The sequence below is a fragment of the Candidatus Methanoperedens sp. genome (genome assembly GCA_012026795.1).
Lineage (GTDB): Archaea > Halobacteriota > Methanosarcinia > Methanosarcinales > Methanoperedenaceae > Methanoperedens.
This window is the reverse complement of record VEPM01000023.1, coordinates 49,019-67,602: the sequence shown is the minus strand read 5'-3', so window position 1 is coordinate 67,602 and position 18,584 is coordinate 49,019. Positions and strand designations below refer to the sequence as shown.

General features: G+C 39.2%; 20 protein-coding genes and 1 tRNA gene. 9 read left to right on the top strand and 12 right to left on the bottom strand.

Annotated elements, in window-relative coordinates; genetic code table 11:
• Positions 1-150 precede the first annotated feature (150 nt).
• From FIB07_12335 to FIB07_12320, 4 genes are all read right to left on the bottom strand, one after another.
• Positions 151-3,021 carry a hypothetical protein gene (locus FIB07_12335; GenBank protein NJD53643.1) on the bottom strand — a complete coding sequence of 957 codons (2,871 nt, stop codon included), beginning with the start codon at positions 3,019-3,021 and terminating at the stop codon, positions 151-153.
• A gap of 416 nt (positions 3,022-3,437) precedes the next feature.
• Complete coding sequence (locus FIB07_12330) at positions 3,438-3,686, bottom strand: addiction module toxin, HicA family (GenBank protein NJD53642.1); 249 nt, start codon at positions 3,684-3,686, stop codon at positions 3,438-3,440.
• Positions 3,679-3,900, bottom strand: coding sequence for a type II toxin-antitoxin system HicB family antitoxin (locus FIB07_12325; GenBank protein NJD53641.1), 222 nt, complete (start codon positions 3,898-3,900; stop codon positions 3,679-3,681). Before FIB07_12325 ends, FIB07_12330 begins: the two co-directional genes overlap by 8 nt.
• A 64-nt stretch (positions 3,901-3,964) precedes the next feature.
• Positions 3,965-5,209: a phosphopyruvate hydratase gene (locus FIB07_12320; protein ID NJD53640.1), complete on the bottom strand. Its 1,245-nt coding sequence runs from the start codon at positions 5,207-5,209 to the stop codon at positions 3,965-3,967.
• A 246-nt stretch (positions 5,210-5,455) separates the two neighbouring features.
• Between FIB07_12320 and FIB07_12315 the strand changes: the two genes are divergently transcribed.
• On the top strand, positions 5,456-5,773 hold the full coding sequence (locus FIB07_12315; protein NJD53639.1) for a hypothetical protein: 318 nt from the start codon (positions 5,456-5,458) through the stop codon (positions 5,771-5,773).
• A 163-nt stretch (positions 5,774-5,936) separates the two neighbouring features.
• On the opposite strand, the gene FIB07_12310 is transcribed toward FIB07_12315, so the two are convergent.
• The 8 genes from FIB07_12310 to FIB07_12275 all read right to left on the bottom strand — a co-directional run bounded on the left by FIB07_12310 (position 5,937) and on the right by FIB07_12275 (position 15,053).
• Positions 5,937-6,362 carry a putative toxin-antitoxin system toxin component, PIN family gene (locus FIB07_12310; GenBank protein NJD53638.1) on the bottom strand — a complete coding sequence of 142 codons (426 nt, stop codon included), beginning with the start codon at positions 6,360-6,362 and terminating at the stop codon, positions 5,937-5,939.
• Positions 6,352-6,597, bottom strand: a complete 246-nt coding sequence (locus tag FIB07_12305) for a hypothetical protein (GenBank protein ID NJD53637.1) — start codon at positions 6,595-6,597, stop codon at positions 6,352-6,354. Before FIB07_12305 ends, FIB07_12310 begins: the two co-directional genes overlap by 11 nt.
• 98 nt (positions 6,598-6,695) lie before the next feature.
• A complete protein-coding gene (locus FIB07_12300) occupies positions 6,696-9,188 on the bottom strand; it encodes a VWA domain-containing protein (protein ID NJD53636.1) in 2,493 nt (830 codons plus the stop codon).
• Complete coding sequence (locus tag FIB07_12295) at positions 9,188-11,071, bottom strand: hypothetical protein (protein NJD53635.1); 1,884 nt, start codon at positions 11,069-11,071, stop codon at positions 9,188-9,190. Before FIB07_12295 ends, FIB07_12300 begins: the two co-directional genes overlap by 1 nt.
• 9 nt (positions 11,072-11,080) lie before the next feature.
• Positions 11,081-11,941 (bottom strand): DUF58 domain-containing protein, encoded by an 861-nt coding sequence (locus FIB07_12290; GenBank protein NJD53634.1) that lies wholly within the window; start codon positions 11,939-11,941, stop codon positions 11,081-11,083.
• Between the two features lie 374 nt (positions 11,942-12,315).
• Positions 12,316-13,167 (bottom strand): hypothetical protein, encoded by an 852-nt coding sequence (locus FIB07_12285; GenBank protein ID NJD53633.1) that lies wholly within the window; start codon positions 13,165-13,167, stop codon positions 12,316-12,318.
• Between the two features lie 53 nt (positions 13,168-13,220).
• Positions 13,221-14,168: a MoxR family ATPase gene (locus tag FIB07_12280; GenBank protein NJD53632.1), complete on the bottom strand. Its 948-nt coding sequence runs from the start codon at positions 14,166-14,168 to the stop codon at positions 13,221-13,223.
• 12 nt (positions 14,169-14,180) lie between these two features.
• Positions 14,181-15,053, bottom strand: a complete 873-nt coding sequence (locus tag FIB07_12275; protein NJD53631.1) for a hypothetical protein — start codon at positions 15,051-15,053, stop codon at positions 14,181-14,183.
• Between the two features lie 225 nt (positions 15,054-15,278).
• On the opposite strand from FIB07_12275, the gene FIB07_12270 reads away from it, so the two are divergent.
• The 8 genes from FIB07_12270 (at position 15,279) to FIB07_12235 (ending at position 18,513) form a co-directional block, all read left to right on the top strand.
• Positions 15,279-15,641: a 50S ribosomal protein L18e gene (locus FIB07_12270; protein NJD53630.1), complete on the top strand. Its 363-nt coding sequence runs from the start codon at positions 15,279-15,281 to the stop codon at positions 15,639-15,641.
• Between the two features lie 4 nt (positions 15,642-15,645).
• Entirely contained in the window at positions 15,646-16,065 is a 420-nt protein-coding gene (locus FIB07_12265) for a 50S ribosomal protein L13 (GenBank protein ID NJD53629.1), read from the top strand.
• Between the two features lie 9 nt (positions 16,066-16,074).
• Positions 16,075-16,473 (top strand): 30S ribosomal protein S9, encoded by a 399-nt coding sequence (locus FIB07_12260; protein ID NJD53628.1) that lies wholly within the window; start codon positions 16,075-16,077, stop codon positions 16,471-16,473.
• A 3-nt stretch (positions 16,474-16,476) separates the two neighbouring features.
• Positions 16,477-16,662: a DNA-directed RNA polymerase subunit N gene (locus FIB07_12255; protein NJD53627.1), complete on the top strand. Its 186-nt coding sequence runs from the start codon at positions 16,477-16,479 to the stop codon at positions 16,660-16,662.
• Between the two features lie 3 nt (positions 16,663-16,665).
• Positions 16,666-16,740: transfer RNA gene (locus FIB07_12250), tRNA-Pro, on the top strand.
• A gap of 125 nt (positions 16,741-16,865) precedes the next feature.
• Positions 16,866-17,066 (top strand): DNA-directed RNA polymerase subunit K, encoded by a 201-nt coding sequence (locus tag FIB07_12245; protein NJD53626.1) that lies wholly within the window; start codon positions 16,866-16,868, stop codon positions 17,064-17,066.
• Between the two features lie 13 nt (positions 17,067-17,079).
• Positions 17,080-17,706: a 30S ribosomal protein S2 gene (locus FIB07_12240; GenBank protein ID NJD53625.1), complete on the top strand. Its 627-nt coding sequence runs from the start codon at positions 17,080-17,082 to the stop codon at positions 17,704-17,706.
• A 12-nt stretch (positions 17,707-17,718) separates the two neighbouring features.
• Positions 17,719-18,513 (top strand): MEMO1 family protein, encoded by a 795-nt coding sequence (locus FIB07_12235; protein ID NJD53624.1) that lies wholly within the window; start codon positions 17,719-17,721, stop codon positions 18,511-18,513.
• Positions 18,514-18,584: the final 71 nt, after the last annotated feature.

Here is an 18,584-nt window from a genome sequence, read left to right as displayed (position 1 = left end):
ATGATGAATCTCAGAGAAATTCACAGGAAGATATTGGCACTTATGGGCTCAAATTATGAAAAAATGTATTTGTGTTAGGGGGTATGCGGAATGTGGGATTTATATTAAGATGCAATATATTTTTAATACAAGTTATGGTTAATTCATAATTCAAGTTATGAGTATCTTTTTAATATTCTTAATACTTTTGACTTCTTTAGAAGAATCTGATGGTGTTGGCACTTGAATACCTTTGTGAATTAGATTAAAATCTGCAATTATTACTTCATCCTTTTCCTTTTTAGCTTCACATAGTTTGTTTGACAAATCCCCATCGTCTTTACAACCTCCTTTAACTAGAGTATCAAAATAGTCTTTATTTAGCTGCCCGAAAATAGAGCTCCCTCCATAAAGGCCAGTGTTTGCAATCAAAATGTAAGAGGGAGTTTTTGTAATATGATTATCAGCTTCTTTATGAAATCTGTCATTTGCAGAGTTAAAAGCTGGACAGAATATAAAATCAACATCTTTACCCCTAAAATAATGTACAAAATTTTCAAAGTCCCTACAGATAAGTACTACAAATTTACCAAACTGGGTTTCATATTTGTATATCTTATCTCCTGAAATCATTCTTGTTCCCATGATATCCGAGTCTTCAAATGCTGATGGTGTGAGTTTAGATTGCAACGGTATATCTATACCACTTTTAATTATCACAGTACAAACGTTTTTACTATCCTTATAAAAACTACCGCCTATAATGATCATATCTTGATATCTATCTTCAATTTCTTTTATCCATTCCTCACATAAACTAAGTTCGGGTAAGCAGACGATATTTGTGGCATGCTTTTGAGCTATGTCAATCCCTGAAAAAACTTTTGATCTTATAATGTCTTTGTTTTTAATAGTCGGTGGGAACGATTTTGTTAATTCGTAACATAATTGAACTACAGCAACCCTAACAACCTCATTTTTAGTTTCTGAGATATGGACTGGTTGAATTATAATTTCAGTCCCATTTTCTCTTGGAATACTAAATTTAGTTTCGATGATTTGCGATTCTTCTTTCTGTCCATCATCGCTACACAAACTTTGTTTATTAATTACTTTCTCAACCATCTCTTTATATTCAGCTTGAGATACCTTCGATAAAATATTAACCCAGAAGTTATAAAGTTCATCAATAGTTTTGTCTATATTAGAATACCATTCCATTAATTCTTCTCTGGAAGGCACGTAAGATTTCTCAACAAGGACTTTTTTTCTAAGACCATATAATTTTTTGATAAAATGCCAATTCTCTAAATAAAAGAATTCATTTTGACCTTTTTGTATAATAAAATAATATATATTATTCCAATCGTTGTTTCGATCACCAATACCATATTTAATATCATCATCAAGGTAAGAAGCCAGCAGATATGTAATTGCCTTACATACATTAAATATAATACTCCACATTTCATCAAAAATTATTGAATTATCTATCTCATCCCAATCATCACTACTAAGACGTAAGTAACTTTTTAAAGCAGATTCAAAAAATTTATCCACTTTATTTTTCAGTACAGCATCAGTTAAAGAATAATAGTTATCTGGTTTACTAATTATGACTTTACCCCAATTATGCTTTTTGCTTTGCTCTCTTAGCTCGGATAATTTATCTTCAGGCAAAATTTTATCAATTTCGATTGGTATTACTTCTAAATGGTCACTTATAAACCAATCCATAAATTCGGATAATTCCATTCCGTTTTCAATTAATTTATTGAATAAGTGTGTTATATCTTCTCTAATTAGAAAATATTTATTTTTTGCCTCAAATATTAAAAATTTTCTTTCTACCAATTCACTCAAATATATTTCATTTTCTTTAGATAATTGTTTTTTATTATATACATTTAATAACAAATTAATAGCTATCTTGAACTTATTGGCATTGCAATTAAGGTATGTATATAATCCCATTAGAGCTTCAGAACCTTTACGACTGGGTATATCCTCTTCTAAAAGTCTAGAGAGTATATCCGAATTTTCTTTTGCATTGAATTTCCTTGATTTATATAATGCTAATGTTACAAATGGAACTTTAAATTTGAATGCTTTCTCTAATAAATTTTTTACATCGATTATAATATCTCGTGTTATTCCTTGATTTTTTATCCAAATTTCATGAATGACTTCTGGCTCGAATGGTATTTTTGTGGGTGTGCTGCAAGAAGTTGTAATTCTTTGTTCAATTATTTTATAGGATTCAATCGGAGTCAATTTGTTTAAAATTATTACGTCCTGTAAATAACTGTACTCTGCAGAATACTTGCTACTTAACATCTCATTTCGTAATTCATTTTTCCCAGATATATAAACAGTAGACTTAAAAATGGTATTAAAATCTTCAAAAAGAGATTGAGCTATCGATTCTCTAAAGAAAATTAAAGCGGGTTCTAAGTTACCTTTATCTATATTATCGATTAACAATAAAAATCTAATGTCGTTATTTTGACATATCCTTAACATATTTTCTGTTATACGCCTAAGATTAACAAAATGGGCTTCTAATGGAGTACTTGAGGGATTTTTAAGAACACCACTGTGATCCATGACAAATCCTATATTATTCATATAAATATCAATACTAGATTTGTATTTATTCCAAATTTCAAAATTATGCAAAAACAAATAATTAAAAAGTTCTTCTAAAAAGTTAGTAAGTATGGATTGAGCTATAAGTATTGAAGGATTCTCTATTTTGGTACTTTCATAAGCTGCATCTATATAAATAGGTATTAAGTTGGGTATTTCATCTGCTTTCCATCCGATATAATGGAAAATTGATGTTTTCCCCAAACCTCTTGGACCAATAATTAACTTTATAGTTGGTACGTTGGTAGAAAGCTCTGAAAGTAAAGGATCTATTTTTTTTGCGATCTCGGATGTCTTATAAAAAAATTCAATTTGATTTTTGGTTATAGGAGCTGTGTTAAAAGGATTTTTATTTAGTCCAAACCACTTATACCACACATTTATATCAGACATATCTAATCCACAGTTATTCTATCATATTAAACTTTTTGTAATATTTTTAGTTACATAATATAATAATAGTCCTAAATTTAACACTAAATACAAAAAAGAATTGCAGAACTCGAAACATGAATATGAAATTCTATTTAAATAATGTTCTGAAAGTAAATACTAGAATAGCTCACTCCTTGCAGGCGCTCCTGTCTTGATAAGCTCGGCGCCGATAGCAACTGAAATATCAGCGATTGTTGGTATGGGTAACATATCGAAATAAAGAGAAACATTCGACTGTAATCGAGCGATCTGTATAATTCATTCGACCGTAATAGAATATAGGAACAAGGAGGATACTCATGGTTTAGACATCTTATCTGTTTTTTTGGCTTTTGCTTTTCTTGCTAGGCGCTGGATTTCCTTAAAAACAGTTTTTATTTGGTTCCCCTGAATTTTGAATACTGTTCAGTAAAATCCTCTAAACTCATTTCCAGATATTCTCGTATTATCTTACGCAGAAGCCCTTTAGGGATATCCTTATTTCCATGCACAGGAACACTTGTCGCCCTTTCATCTTCTGAAATCAATCTTGAATGAGAACCTTTAGTCCTGGTAACTTTAAAGTCTAAATATTCTAAGAACTTTATAAGTTCTTTGCTTTTGATTACAGGAAGTTTAGGCATTCTGAGCAACTTCCAATTCTCTAAACCCTACAAATTTATTCAACTCTTCGACTTTATTCTCTTCGAGGCACATCTCTATGACTTCTTTTATATTCTCCATTGCCTCGTCTACAGTATCACCGTAGGAATGGCAACCTTTGAATACAGGGCAACTTACTATGTAATAACCATCCTCGTCTATTTCAATTATTATTGGCAGATGTAATTTTTCCATTCGTTACTTCCTTTTATATAGACAGGGTTTCAAATATTAAGATATTTCGCCTATTTTTTTAAAATCATATCCCCACAAACCGCCCCGCCTTCCCCAATTCCTCTTCTATCCTGAGCAGCTGGTTATACTTCGCGTTCCTCTCGCTCCTTGCTGGCGCCCCTGTCTTTATTAACTCGGCGCCGATGGCAACTGAAATATCAGCAATAGTCGTATCTTCGGTCTCTGCTGACCTGTGGCTCACAACGACCTTGAACTTGTTCTTCTGGGCAAGCCGCGCCGCGTCAAATGCCTCGGAGAGCGTGCCGATCTGGTTCACCTTAAGGAGCAGCGCATTTCCAGCATTCATTTTTATTCCCTGTTCAAGCCGCTTCACATTTGTCACGAAAAGGTCGTCGCCTATGATTATCGTATCTTTTAATTTTTTTGTCAGTTCAGCAAAATCTTCGAATGATTCTTCCTCAAAGGGGTCTTCGATTGAGAGGATAGGGTATGTTTTAACAAGGCCAGAATAGAAATCCACCAATTCCCCGCTCGATAATTTCCTGCCATCTACTTTGTATTTGCCATCCTTATAGAACTCAGTTGCAGCAGAATCAAGACCGATTGTTACTTTTTTATTATATCCTGCTTCCTCAATTGCATCAGTCAGCGCATCAAGTGCATCAGTAGTATTCTTAAGCGGCGGGGCATAACCGCCTTCATAGCCCACATTGACCGCAGAATTCCCGTATTTTTTTACAAGTATTGTGCCGAGAGTATGGTATGTCTCAGCCCCCATGCGAAGGGCTTCGGAAAAAGTCTTTGCGCCGCCTGGCTGGAGCATGAATTCCTGTATGGCAAGCTCGTTTCCTGCATGTTTGCCCCCGTTTATGACGTTCATCGTAGGAACAGGAAGCGTGAATGCATTTGTCCCGCCAAGATAGCGGTATAGTGATATTCCCAGTGAATCCGCTGCTGCGTGAGCCACGGAAAGCGAAACTCCAAGAATGGCATTGGCGCCAAGCTTTGATTTATTCTCTGTCCCGTCAAGTTCAAGCATTATTGCGTCGATTTCGCGCTGGTCGCGCACATCCATTCCCAGAAGTGCTTCCTGGATCTCTGTATTTACGTTGCTTACAGCTTTCGTGACGCCTTTTCCAAGATAACGCTTATCCTTATCCCTTAATTCAAGAGCTTCGTTCGTTCCTGTCGATGCGCCGGAAGGAACGCTTGCGCGCCCGAATCCGCTTTCTGTAAAAACGTCAACCTCTACCGTGGGATTTCCCCGTGAATCTAAGATTTCCCTTGCATGGATGTGGTCAATAAACAATGAATATCACCTTTGAATTTTCCGGATTAGAGTATACTTGATAGTTTAGAGAAATAAAAACCCTTCTAAGTAAAACTTCATTCATTATGAGCCAGACTATATATTTAATATAGTGTAAAATAATTTGTTCTATTAATATGGATATTGAAATTAAAGGGGAAAATATATATTTAAAAAACAAAGTTGTCTCAAAATTAGATATCTTTGTAGTAGATTTTATTAATATCCTGAAAAAATACATGGATTATGTCGTTGTCAGCGGATATGTTTCAATACGCTGTAAAAGATAATGTTATCCCGAACATAGAGATCAAGTTCATCAAGAGCCAGCTTGATAGGATTTCCCTGAAGGAACATAAGGTAGCTCAATTGGACAGGTATGGTATCAATATATCACCAATTGAACTTCAAATTGCTTTTAAACTATATCTGGGAAGCGATAAGGATATTGAGGATGCAGCATATTTATATGAGATATTCTCTGCATATCTTTCTAAATTTAAAATTAAAGATTTTATGGATATTCTGGGAGTAAAAATAGGTGATTATGGATTCGAGATTTGACAGGGGAAGAAAATCTCAAGGTCATCAGGAGATAACGGCCACTTGAAGACTATCAGGAGATAACGACCAATAACTTCGATAGCAATAGCCTCATTCACAACACCTGCGATAGCTATCCGATGAAAACATATTAAACCTTCATATAAATTTTTTAAAAAATCTCTCAAAACTCACTTTCTTTCCCTTGTTCGCAAATCAGCCCTATGAACTCATGTGGTGTTCTATATTCTTCAAATTTGTTAAAATCTCGATCAAGAGCTATCAGATATTTGATTCCATATTTTTTCACTACAGCCAACTGCTCAAGGTCTTTTTCCTTTATTTGTCCTCGATAGAGGTCCATAGAATCCTTAACATCTCTTGCAAGTATCATTGTGCAGGTTTCAATAAGATATCTTCTAAAGGTATCTGCAAGGTTTTTGTTGTGAAATTTTCTGAAGTAATTATATACTTCTTTCAACACCCGCTCCGATATCACTGCTTCTATTTTCTCATCGTTCAGGAGTTCTATAATTTCTGCCGAGTTTGATTCCTGAAACTCATAGGCATAGATGAAAACATTAGTATCTAAAAAAACCCTATATTTCATCCCGGATGCTCTTTATGTCAGCCGCCAGCTGTTCCGGACTGATATTTCTCTTTTTATGTGCCTGTATCTCACGCCAGATCGCTTTTCGGTCAAGAAGGTTTAGATCCATAGCATATTTGATCAGAGCAGCACGTATGGCTTCGGATTTTGTATTGAACAAACCGATGTCAACCATCTGGTTAAGCAGAGATGCTTCTATCCCTCTGAATTTAAGTGTCAATGTTGTTTCAGCCATATAATTATATAGTGATTTAATAGTATTTATGCATTACTTTATGGGTAATAAGATATTGCAGGTGCAATCGTTGATTCGAAATTTTACAAAGAATAATCCTATTGCACAACTTCTTCAGCCACAGACGCCACTCTCGGTGGATTCTCCTCTATCACAGGCCTGTCTTTCCTGTAATCTTTCAGCCTCCTGATCACAACTTCTGCCAGGAATAACACAAGCGCAGCAAGAAGATATGGTTTTTTTTCACTCTTTGGCTCATTCACAGTCCGCACAGCTTTTTCCTTGATATCCAGGAACATAAGCCCCTGGACCTCATCTTCATTATACACACGTCCGCCGTTTGATGCAATGACGTCATTCAGTTTATCATTGAACCCGATCTCCCTGTATTCCAGGGGATAATTCACAGCAATCCCATATCCTGAAATATCATGGAAATCCCCTGTCTCAAGATTGATCGTTGTTTCGTATGTGGTAGGCCCTGTCCTTGAAAGATCAAGAGGCGCGCCGTCAAGTTGCACGACCGGAGGTTGCTTGTTTGATGTGACAATGACCCTGCCTGCTGTTCCGGCCCAGATATCCTCTGCCTGAATCACATCTCCTTCTTTCGGGCGCGGGTCCCCGATCGCCCAGTTTATCATTGATGAAATAAGGCGCGAGTTCTCGCCGCTATAAATCTCGCTTGCCCAGGGTCTGGATGGGTCACCGGATGGATTACCGTTATCTGTTGTGAAGGAAACAACCCGGCCAAGACCAAAGCCCCACGTTGTAAGGATAGGCTTCCCGCGCGAGGTTGCTACGAGGCGGTCTGTGCCCAGTTTTGGAATTACGTCGTTATATCCTGTTATCGAGGCTGAAATATTGATGTATTTTGTTATGAAATGGTTGGCGTCTACTATCGTGAGGGGATATTCGTAAGTTACGGAGGGAGTTTGGGCAGGTGCCGGAGTGGAGGACGGGCCTTCCCCTATTAAGGTGCTTGCCCGTTCATCGGGATACAAAAGTATTACATCAGTGCTGGCTGCTTTTGCCAGTATATCATAGTTATCGTTAGGTATCTTTGCATTTGTGGGTAAGAGAATTTGAATGAATTGTATTTTTGTTTCTTTAGCTACTAAATCTAATACTGTATTTTTGGTCTGGGTAAGACCTTTAGGATCTATTAATCCATCAGATATGACTATTATCTCTTTTGTACCGGTCACCGAATTCAATAATTCGTCAGAAGCGCGGAGTCCTTTATCAAGGTCGGTAGGGTTCTCCCCTCCCCTTGTTCCGGGTCCTATCTCACTTACGAAACTCTCAAGTTCTGCTTTATTCGCTTCTGAACTCATCGATAATATATTAGTCTGTTTTGTTATACCGCTGAATGCCACCACACCGACACGACTGTCCTGTCCAATGCCCCGGATGATGCTTATGGCATTAGCATCGATAAGACTGATGGGCGAAGGTGACCCTATTCCAGTGCTTCCCGATGAATCAATTAAGATAATAACATTTCTTCCGCCTTTGAATTCCCCGGCCCTTGATATTATAGGTAGTATCGCTTCAACCGGCGAATTATTGTAAGCCCCACGATCATATGATAATTCTCCGCCAACAACCACAAGCCCGCCGCCATTTCCCACATAATTCCGCAAGTTTTCGGCAGGTAACTCATTCGCTCCCTTATTATCTACTATCACGGTTTTATATGGTGAAAGATCCGGTGGCAGGGAGCTCACGGTAGTAACATCATATAGGCTATTCGTAATTGTATAAAGAGGCGATCCCGTATCGCCCGTTACTGCAAGTAACTTTGGTTTTGGCACAACGAATATGGATTTATAGAATACATTGTTTAACTGGAACCTGTCTTCCCCGCTGGGCGTAATGGTTGCTTTCATTTTGTGCGAACCAAGATTTTTAAATGCACCTGTGACAGGAATTACTTTTTCCCGTTCAGTCTGCGAAAATGTTTCGCTCATTACTGATTTTCCATCTATCTCCACATCAAGCCTGTAAACGATATAGGTTCCTGCCTGCCTTACAACAACATTAAACACATTTTCATTCCCGATAATGATATTCTTGGCGCTTACAATCTCGACACTTGCATCATTATGGATTGGTTTTTGTTTCACAGCAAACACTTTTGTCCCTGCCTGGGAAACAAGTGAGATGGCATCGAAAAGGTCTTTTCCGTAATTGGCGTTCCCATCTGTTACAAGTAATAGATTATTGTTTTCTGAGGCTCCTATCACCTCATCGCCTATTGGTGATTTGATACCTGCGAATTCCCTGAATTTCGTGGGTGTCCTGGGCTGTAGCGCATCAAATATCTTTTTCCCGGCATCTTTATTGAAAAGGTCCATGCTGAATGTATTATCCGAAATCACAGTTATTCTTGGTGTATCGTCACGCACCGTAGTTATGCCTAACGAATAAGGCGAGGCAAGGGCAATAACCAAAAGGCTCAGGATGATGACGCGTGAAAATATGATCCACTTCGAAACACCTTTGCGTATATAATACAACCCTGCAAGGATCAGGGGGCTGATAAGTAAAAGGATATAAGGGTTCTCAAACTGGGGTATCGTGAAAGCCATTACAATTCACCTCTCCAGCGCAGGTAATACAATTCAAGAAGTATAAGGAACATGGCAGCCATTATGAAATAAATATCAAGATCCTTTTGTTTTCGGATAGTTTCAGGTGAGTAAGCGATATGTTGTGAAGTTGAAACATTTGATTCCTCGGCAGCAAGCCCGCTGCTGATAAGGTTTGATTCCCGTTCATTATACATGTTCACAGCCACGCTCTTTCCAGGTATGTCATAAATACCGACCTCATCAAGCAGCAACGTATCTGTTGTCACCTTATCTGTGGGTGTATCCACTTTTACAGATGCCGGGAATTTTATTAACATCCCCGTTATTGCATTATATTCAGTCACATCAAGGCTTCCCTTTATCCATTCAAGCATTTGTTTCCAGAAAAGCGGATAATCGGGAAGTGTATGCAGGTCATTCCAGACCTGTTCATTAAGCGGATCATAAATATTATTTCCCCGGGGATCGGCAAGGCCGGAATAGATAACTGTTCCTTTCCCGAATCTCCAGTATGCAAGAATAGCTGATTTTTCTTTATCCCCGCTTTCAACAAGACCTACTGCATTTTCTTTCAGACGTGCCTTGAAATATCTGCTGACGTCTGTTTTCTCAATATCAATACCATCTGTTATGGTTGTCCGGCGGACGATATTCAGCGATGTCTTATTCCCGGGTGCTCCCGGTTCAACTGGCAGGAGAGACATATTCGTAAGACCCGGAGATGCAATTATTACAGCCGTCCCTCCGCTGCTGACGTACTCTTCAAGTTTTTTAACCGCATCCTGGGGGAGGGGGGCGCTTACTACAACGATGTTACCCGACATTGAAGGTATGCTTTCCGGGCCTGCTTTTGTGACTTTTGTATTGGGAATAAGACCGAGAGCAACAATAGAGGGCGATTTTGGATTATCCGTAATATAAAGGACATCACGCTGCATTGATGGCGGTATATAAACGAAGGCGTTGTTGTCAACAGGAAGAGCGTCATTGGAATCTATTGATATCTTCGTAATTCCCGGATTAAGGGAGATGTCGCTGATGCTGAAATATTCGCTTGACATGCCTTTGACATTGATCGTATCCTTAACTGCGTTCTTATCATTTATCGTAACATCGATATTTACATCCCGTGCATCGTTATTGAAGTTCTTAATAACTACTTTGTAATCCCCTCCCGATTCAAACCAGCCATTAACGATACCTATATTATCAGTCCTTCCGCTTACGGTGATAAAATCAACCCTGATGCCGCTTGCTTCTGCGACTTTCTTTGCTATTGCGGGACTGTCACCGTCCCAGTTTATGAAATCCGATATTACAACGATCCTTCCGCCCTCAGGAAGCATCCTTCGCCCCTGGAGGATAGCACTTGACAGGTCAACGCCTGTGGCTTTTGCCTTGAGTTTTGACAGAGCATCCGTAGCACTGCTTGCAGGAGCTTCTTTCATTACCATTAAGGGAACACTCTGGGCAAGAAAGATGGTATTTTTGGCGCTTAAGAATTTATTTGCTTCAGCCACTGCTTTTGTGAATTTTCCGTCTGCCTGCATACTTCCTGAGCCATCAAGGACAATGACGGTTGAACCTCCGCCTGCTTCTTCTGTCGCCATAATGAAAGGGGCGGCAACTGAAAGTGACATTATAATAAGTGCAAGGAGCTGGATAAGAAAGAGCGGATCTTTCAGGAATTTCCTGAAAATATTGAGGCGTTTTTTCTTTTCAATGTCAAGGAGGAACATGACAGAAGGGATCTTTATTTTTTTTGCTCTTGGCCTGAGAAGATAAATTATAATAAGCGGAATAATTGATAAAAGAGCGTACAGTCCGGTTTCGTTGGCAAATTGCATCGGATTTGCGTAGAATGAATCTAAAAATGCCATTACATCCCTCTATATTTTCCCCGCTTCCCTGGAGTTCACAACTTCAAATATTGAATCGAAGATCGGCTTATCAGCAGTCACAATATGAAAATCAGCCCCTACCGTTATACAGGTTTCCCTGATCTTTGCAATATGGTCATTTAATCTCTGCTGGTACTCGGCACGAAGCCTGGGGCTTGTGTATATATCCATTTTTGCATCTGTCTCAAGGTCGATCAATTTTGCTTCTCCGCCAAGGTCAAGACTTCTCTCAAGAGGGTCAAGCACCTGTATAAGCACAAGTTCATTATCACCGAGCCTGAATATGGAATTCTTGATAGCTTCTATATCCGTCATAAAATCAGAAATTATAAAGACGAGTGACCTTGATCTTATAACGCTTGCATATTTTTCCATGCAATAATCAAAACGTGTTTTTCCAAGAAGCTGGATGCTGTTAAGAAGATCAATTGTAAGTGAAAGATATTTTCTGCCCCGTTTGGGTTTTGTGATATTTATCTCTTCAGCAAACGTTGCAACCGCGAATTTCTCATTATCCTTGGTTACAAGATATGCAAATCCAAGCGCCATCATCGCTGCATATTCGAATTTATTGCGAAAATCCATACTCTTGCTGGTATCAAGCAGTATATGTGTGGTTAAGCTTTTTTCTTCCTCGAATTCCTTTACATAAAGTTTTTCAGTTCGCCCGTAAACTTTCCAGTCTATGGTCTTGAAATCGTCTCCCTGCGTGTATTCACGGTAGCTTACAGGCTCCATTCCCCTGCCTTTGAGTATAGAGCGCCTGCTTCCACTGTATGCAGTGGATACGCGTTTACGCACCATGAATGAGAAGCGGTCAAGTTCTTTAAAGAATGAGGTGTCTATCATTTATTCCACTTTTATGATTAATAATAATATCAGCTTTATTCTTTAACTTATAGAAAAATATAAATATTTTTTCTTGTATTAAAAGTATTAACCGCAGATGAACGCAGATAAACGCAGATGGATTGAGATGGAACACGGATTGCACGGATGACGCGAATGCGCACAGATCCGTGAAAATCCATCCGATTCGCGTCATCCGTGTTCTATATTGTGATTTTGGAATTTTTCCTGACCTGGCCAGAAAGGTCTCAAAAAACATCGCTGCTATGCTTTTCGCCTTTTGCAATGTAATATAATCAATTAAGCGCAAATGTAACCGATAAATAAATCTGCGTTCATCTGCGTTTATCTGCGGCTTATTATATTTTTTAGCCTTAACAGCTATTCGCATATTCGATTTCTCCTTTAAATCTTTCCAAATATTTTTTAAGTTTAGAAAATTCAGAATTATCACTTTTAACCTTCCTTATATATCTCTCAAAGGCAATGTTTACTTCTTTTAGAAGAAAGTTTGGATTAACTAAAATCATTATTTTGTAGATGTTTAAATTACCGCTTTCGGCCTTTATGCTGAGTGTTTCAGTAAATAGCTCATTGATTGTTAGGATTGCCTTATTGTTTCCATTGTCATGTTTTATCGAAATACGGTTATTTTCTGTAGAAACCCTTATAGTATTACCACTTTCTATTTTTTCAATCGTAGGCGTCCTCTCACAATTAATTCCATAAAACTTGTATATAAAATTTAAAAGTTTCTCATTATCGTTTCCAGGAATTTTATCCCAGTTAAATAAATACATTTCCTTCACTATATGGACTAATTCTTTTTTGTAGTCGTACGAAAATTGCCCAACATTTTTGGTTCGTCCTTCGTGCACAAGTCCATTGCGAAACTCATTATAAAATTTATCAGCAAGTATTTCACTATTAGGATTCGAATTATCGAACGCCGTTATGTGTTCTTTTACCCATTGTTTAAACCTCGTCCCAACCGTCCTTGAATTACAAGATATTGTTATACAGGCAAGTAAGTCGATGGTTGATACGCATAATACGCCTGTCGCAAATGCATATTTTTCACAATCGTTCAATTTTTGGGCTGGCTCTAAATAAAATCCTTTAACTCTATCACTGAATGCCTCTATTAAAGCCTCATTATCATCCCACCCTATTTCCGAATACTTTAACATCGGGTTAAACAAAAGTTCATTAGCTACGTTTAGCATAAGTTATCTTCCATACTAATTGTTTTTACGCTTAACCGTCTCAATATGCACATCTATTTCACATTTTTCAGAATATCCGAAATGACCTGATCAGTTGTCATCCCCTTGCGTTCTGACTCAAATGTCAATATGATGCGGTGGCGAAGCACCGGATATGCCATTACATCGATATCTTCCTTGCTTACATAATTCCTGCCTTTCATAAGTGAGCGCGCTTTTGCTGCAAGTATTATACCGATAGAAGCCCTTGGCGATGCCCCATATTCAATATGCTCACTCTTTCCCCTTGTAGCGCCAACGATCTTAATCGCCCTGACCTTGATATCTTCTGCTATGGGAACATCACGCGTGAGTTTCTGGAGTTCAAGGACTTCTGCTTTTGAGACTACGCTCTTTACGGAGGGAACAATATTTTTAGTGTATCTGTTAACGATCTCGTTCTCATCCTCAAACGTTGGATAGTCCATTAGGATCTTAAGGAGGAACCGGTCAAGCTGCGCTTCAGGGAGTGGATATGTACCTTCCATCTCGATGGGGTTCTGGGTGGCAAGAATAAAGAACGGCTTATCCAGAGGATAGGTCTTATTACCTACTGTTACCTGTTTTTCCTGCATTGCTTCAAGCAGGGCGCTCTGGGTCTTTGGCGATGCCCTGTTTATCTCATCAGCAAGAACGATATTGGCAAACACTGGGCCTGGTTCAAACCTGTACTGTTTCTTCCCTGCGATATCCTCAATAATATACGTGCCTGTGATATCCGATGGCATAAGGTCAGGCGTGCACTGTATCCTGTTGAACTTAAGGTCAAGCGCTTTTGAAATTGTGCTGATCGTAAGTGTCTTGGCCAGGCCAGGGTTGCTTTCGACAAGAGCATGGCTGTTGCACAGGATCGCTATCATCATGTGTTCAACCGCCTCATGCTGGCCAACAACAACTTTCCCTATCTCATCAAGAAGCTCCTTGAAAATCCGTGGCGAGCTTGCGTACGTCTCATTACTCATTTTTAACCTCTTTCATATTTTACTCCTTTCGACTGCATATTTATTAATAAGTTGCTTCTCTGTTTCTGTTTTTTGCATAAGCATACTGTAACCGCCATCAGAAACATTGGAACCAAGGATATCGACAGGGAATGCCGCTGATTTGATGAACTGGTTACTTGTCTGGCTCGTATCCCCCACATCAAAGCCCGTATCCACCCCGGAATATAATGTCAGGTCGATATTCTTCCCTTCAATGGATGCGATCTTTGGCTTTCCGAAAATATCCCCTGACCCGTTTCTCCCGATGGCTTCACTATTCTCAGGGCGTCCGGTGATGTCGGTCAGGCCGGTAATATTTTCTTCTCCCGTAAATGTTTTTGTAATATTTGAAAGCGTGTTTTCCGGTATCTGATACTCTTCCGGGTTATTTGAAATAAAAACCATGCCTGCAATAAAAATGATCGTTATAATGACCTTTGAGATAATCCTGCTTTTAGCCAGAAGATTTGAAGGTGAAACAACCTTCATGGATTCTGAAACTATAGTTTTTAATGAATCCACTATTATATTGCTCTCACCGCGGTTATCGTAGGCTGTCCTGAGTTTTTCATTCAGGTCAGGATACTTATTTTCAATAATTCTAATAATGTTTAATTTATTATCTTTTCTATGCAATAAAAATGATGAAAAGACAGCAAATATAATTGCCAGAACAGGAGGGATGAATTTGATCAGAATAGATGTAACAGGTAAGAATTTGTTTATAAGATATTCAAGATTTATAATAATAAAAATTGCATAGAGAATGCTGAATAAAGCGATCAGATCAAGGATGAGAAGCATCCGCATCCTGCTAAGGAATTCAATCCTGGTTTGTTTTAGCTTATCCAGAAATTCATCCATTCAGTCACCTTCACTCGCATTATTGGTTTTAGTTATATTAAGTCTTGGGATAGGTAGGTTTATGTATTTAAAAATGAATTAAGGCAACCTGAACCAAATGCTATTGGTTCAACATTAACCGTAGCAGGCTTTGGCCTGCGGCGTATGAATTGAAACAATTCGAATGCAGTAAAGCCTGAAAGGTTTGCATGAGTCGGATCTTAAATGGTCTTACGGAGGAAAAGAATGAAAAATAATTACAAGACAAATGGAAGATTGTTAGACCTTATTTCAGGTCTGAAAGAACAATCCAGGAACAAACAGGTTCCACTATGGCGTGACATTGCGATAAGGCTTGAACGCCCCACAAGAGAAGCTACTGAAGTCAATCTCAGCAGGATAAACAGGTACACAAAAGAAAAAGACCTGATACTCGTACCTGGCAAGGTCCTGGGTGCCGGAGAATTGAATCATCAATTAACTGTTGCAGCTGTAAGTTTCAGTGAAGGCGCAAGGAGCAAAATTATCGAAGCCGGTGGCTCATGCCTCTCAATAGAGGAACTGATGAACAAAAACCCGGAAGGCTCCAGGGTAAGAATAATCGGGTGATAACATGACAGTAATAGATGCAAATAATCTTATTCTGGGAAGAATGGCAAGTACGGTAGCACAGCGAATATTAAATGGTGAACAGATCAATATCATAAACGCTGAAAAAGCGATCATCTCAGGCAGGAAAGATGCCACATTCGACCGATACCATGCTTATGTAGCCCGCGGTTCACGGGAATTCGGCCCTCGTTTTCCAAGAAGGCCGGACCAGATTGTGGCAAGAACGATCAGGGGTATGATCCCGCATACAAAAACCTCAGGAAGAGATGCTTATAACTTATTAAAGGTCTTTGTCGGCGTTCCGGCTGAACTGAGTAAAGAACAGGCGATCACCATAGATGATGCAAGTATTACACGTCTATCCACCAGTAATTATACTGTGCTTGGTGACTTGAGCAAGAGATTAGGATCAAAATTTTAGGTGTTATATATGAAAATCGTTAATTCATCAGGAAAAAGGAAAACCGCAATCGCCCGGGCAACCATAAGGGAAGGAAAGGGGCGTGTAAGAGTAAACAAGAAACCCATAGAAATACTCGAACCGGAATTGATCCGTTTCAAAATGTCAGAGCCTCTTGATTTTGCAAATAATGTCATCTCCACCGTCGATATTGATGTAAATGTCCATGGCGGCGGCATATTTGGCCAGGCAGGTGCTGTTCGTACAGCTATCGCAAGAGGACTTGTGGAATGGACAAATGACACCGCACTAAGAGATGCGATGGCAACGTATGACAGGAGTCTGCTTGTGAACGACACCCGTTACAAACTACCAAAGAAATTCGGCGGTCGCGGAGCCAGAAAGAGGAGACAGAAATCATACAGGTGAAACATGATACCGGTACGATGCTTTTCATGCGGTAAAGTCGTCTCAGGTGTCTGGGATGAATACAAGAAACGAATTCAGACCGAGGACGCAGGTAAAGTCCTCACTGATCTTGGAATTGAACGATACTGCTGCAGGCGAATGCTGCTGACCCATGTAGAGTTAGTGGACCTCCTGGCACCGTACCAGTAAGGAGGGGTTGTAGGGTAGCCTGGTCCATCCTATAGCGTTCGGGACGCTGTGACCTGAGTTCAAATCTCAGCAACCCCATTTCTCAGGACACGGCTATTGAAAAGAACATGAACCACTCCCGGAGGGACTCCGGGAAAAATATGCATAACAATTGAATTCATTGAACTTTAAGGTACTAAGGTTATTTTTGAGGTGATTTAGTGATAGAAATAAAGCTGACTCGATATGAGCGTGCAAGACTTATCGGTGCAAGGGCGCTTCAGATCTCCCTTGGGGCACCGGTTTTGATAGATATTGATAAAGGTGAGCCTATAGATTTGGCTCTGGCAGAATTGGAACAGGGAGTAATCCCGATAACAGTGAAAAGAACAGTAAAAGAAAAAGAATTAAAAATGGCTTCATAAGGTGTGTGTTTAAATGGAAGATATTATTGATATAAAACAGGATGTAAAACAGGATACTGGTTATGAATCGATCATTCCGCAGGACGAATATCTGACTGCTGGGATACATATTGGTACCCAGCAAAAAACAAAAGAAATGATGCGCTTTGTATATCGCGTCAGGACTGATGGCTTATATGTGCTGGATATACAGGCAACCGACCAGAGAATAAGACTTGCAGCAAAATTGCTTGCAAAATATGACCCGCAAAAGATCCTGGTCGTATCTGCAAGACAATATGGTTATTATCCTTCGGAAATGTTCGCAAAGGTAATAGGCGCAAGAGCAGAAATAGGAAGGTTTATCCCGGGTACAATGACAAACCCAAAACTACATAAGTTCATAGAACCAGATATTCTTGTGGTAACAGATCCAGCAGGGGATATGCAGGCAGTAAACGAAGCAGTCAATATCGGTATACCTGTGATTGGCCTTTGCGATACCAACAATTCATTAGGTAATGTTGACCTTGTAATTCCAACAAACAATAAAGGGAGGAAAGCGCTCGCTCTGATATACTGGCTCCTTGCAAAAAAGACCCTTGAGGAAAGAGGAGACACTATAACCCATACAGTAGCGGATTTCGAAGCAGAGCTTTAAAAGGATGAGAATATGAGGGCTCCGGCAGTTTCGGGGCAATTTTACCCGCGTAATAAAAACGACCTGGAACTGGAGATCAGCCGATGCTTTGAAGGTGTACCCTCTGGTAAGAAACAGGTTTTAGGAGCCGTTGTTCCTCACGCGGGTTATATCTATTCGGGAAAAACCGCAGCTTATGTATATTCAACGCTGCCAGAGGCTGACACTTTTGTCCTGTTAGGGCCAAATCATACAGGATATGGCTCCCCTGTATCTGTATCAAGTGAAAAATGGAGCACACCTATGGGTGAAATTGATTCAGATATGGAATTCATAAAGGCATTGCCCAGAAGGATCATCGATACTGACGAAGCTGCTCATAAGTACGAGCATTCAATAGAAGTACAGCTTCCTTTCTTGCAGCACAGGTTCAGTAATTTCAAAATAGTTCCTATATGTATGGGGATGCAGGATGAAGAAACAGCTCTTGATGTAGGGATGGAACTTGCCGAAGCTGTACGCAAGGTGAATAAAAAAATCGTGATAATAGCATCAAGTGATTTCTCCCATTATAAACCGGATAAGGTTGCGCGCTGGGACGATACTTATTTCATAAGTTCAATTCTTGAAATGGATATTCCCGGTTTTTACCGGAAATTGTACGAACGCAATGCCTCAGTTTGCGGATATGGCCCGATTGCTGCAATGCTTACGGCCTCAAAGGAACTTGGTGCAAAAAAAACAACATTACTCAATTACAGTACGAGCGGCGATGCAACCGGGGATTTTTCGGCCGTTGTCGGATATGCAGGGATTATTGTTGAATAACAATGATGTGTCAATTTTTGCCGATAATATTACTTTATATTATAATGTTACCTTACTGAGCCTGAGTTGAA

Coding starts and splice junctions, on each gene's coding strand:
- FIB07_12305 (NJD53637.1), bottom strand. CDS start 6,597: ATGGCTGAAACAACATTGACACTTAAATTCAGAGGGATAGAAGCATCT.
- FIB07_12280 (NJD53632.1), bottom strand. CDS start 14,168: ATGAGTAATGAGACGTACGCAAGCTCGCCACGGATTTTCAAGGAGCTT.
- FIB07_12295 (NJD53635.1), bottom strand. CDS start 11,071: ATGGCATTTTTAGATTCATTCTACGCAAATCCGATGCAATTTGCCAAC.
- FIB07_12315 (NJD53639.1), top strand. CDS start 5,456: ATGTCGTTGTCAGCGGATATGTTTCAATACGCTGTAAAAGATAATGTT.
- FIB07_12270 (NJD53630.1), top strand. CDS start 15,279: ATGAAAAATAATTACAAGACAAATGGAAGATTGTTAGACCTTATTTCA.
- FIB07_12275 (NJD53631.1), bottom strand. CDS start 15,053: ATGGATGAATTTCTGGATAAGCTAAAACAAACCAGGATTGAATTCCTT.
- FIB07_12240 (NJD53625.1), top strand. CDS start 17,080: ATGGAAGATATTATTGATATAAAACAGGATGTAAAACAGGATACTGGT.
- FIB07_12330 (NJD53642.1), bottom strand. CDS start 3,686: ATGCCTAAACTTCCTGTAATCAAAAGCAAAGAACTTATAAAGTTCTTA.
- FIB07_12300 (NJD53636.1), bottom strand. CDS start 9,188: ATGGCTTTCACGATACCCCAGTTTGAGAACCCTTATATCCTTTTACTT.
- FIB07_12235 (NJD53624.1), top strand. CDS start 17,719: ATGAGGGCTCCGGCAGTTTCGGGGCAATTTTACCCGCGTAATAAAAAC.
- FIB07_12255 (NJD53627.1), top strand. CDS start 16,477: ATGATACCGGTACGATGCTTTTCATGCGGTAAAGTCGTCTCAGGTGTC.
- FIB07_12285 (NJD53633.1), bottom strand. CDS start 13,167: ATGCTAAACGTAGCTAATGAACTTTTGTTTAACCCGATGTTAAAGTAT.
- FIB07_12325 (NJD53641.1), bottom strand. CDS start 3,900: ATGGAAAAATTACATCTGCCAATAATAATTGAAATAGACGAGGATGGT.
- FIB07_12310 (NJD53638.1), bottom strand. CDS start 6,362: ATGAAATATAGGGTTTTTTTAGATACTAATGTTTTCATCTATGCCTAT.
- FIB07_12265 (NJD53629.1), top strand. CDS start 15,646: ATGACAGTAATAGATGCAAATAATCTTATTCTGGGAAGAATGGCAAGT.
- FIB07_12335 (NJD53643.1), bottom strand. CDS start 3,021: ATGTCTGATATAAATGTGTGGTATAAGTGGTTTGGACTAAATAAAAAT.
- FIB07_12290 (NJD53634.1), bottom strand. CDS start 11,941: ATGATAGACACCTCATTCTTTAAAGAACTTGACCGCTTCTCATTCATG.
- FIB07_12260 (NJD53628.1), top strand. CDS start 16,075: ATGAAAATCGTTAATTCATCAGGAAAAAGGAAAACCGCAATCGCCCGG.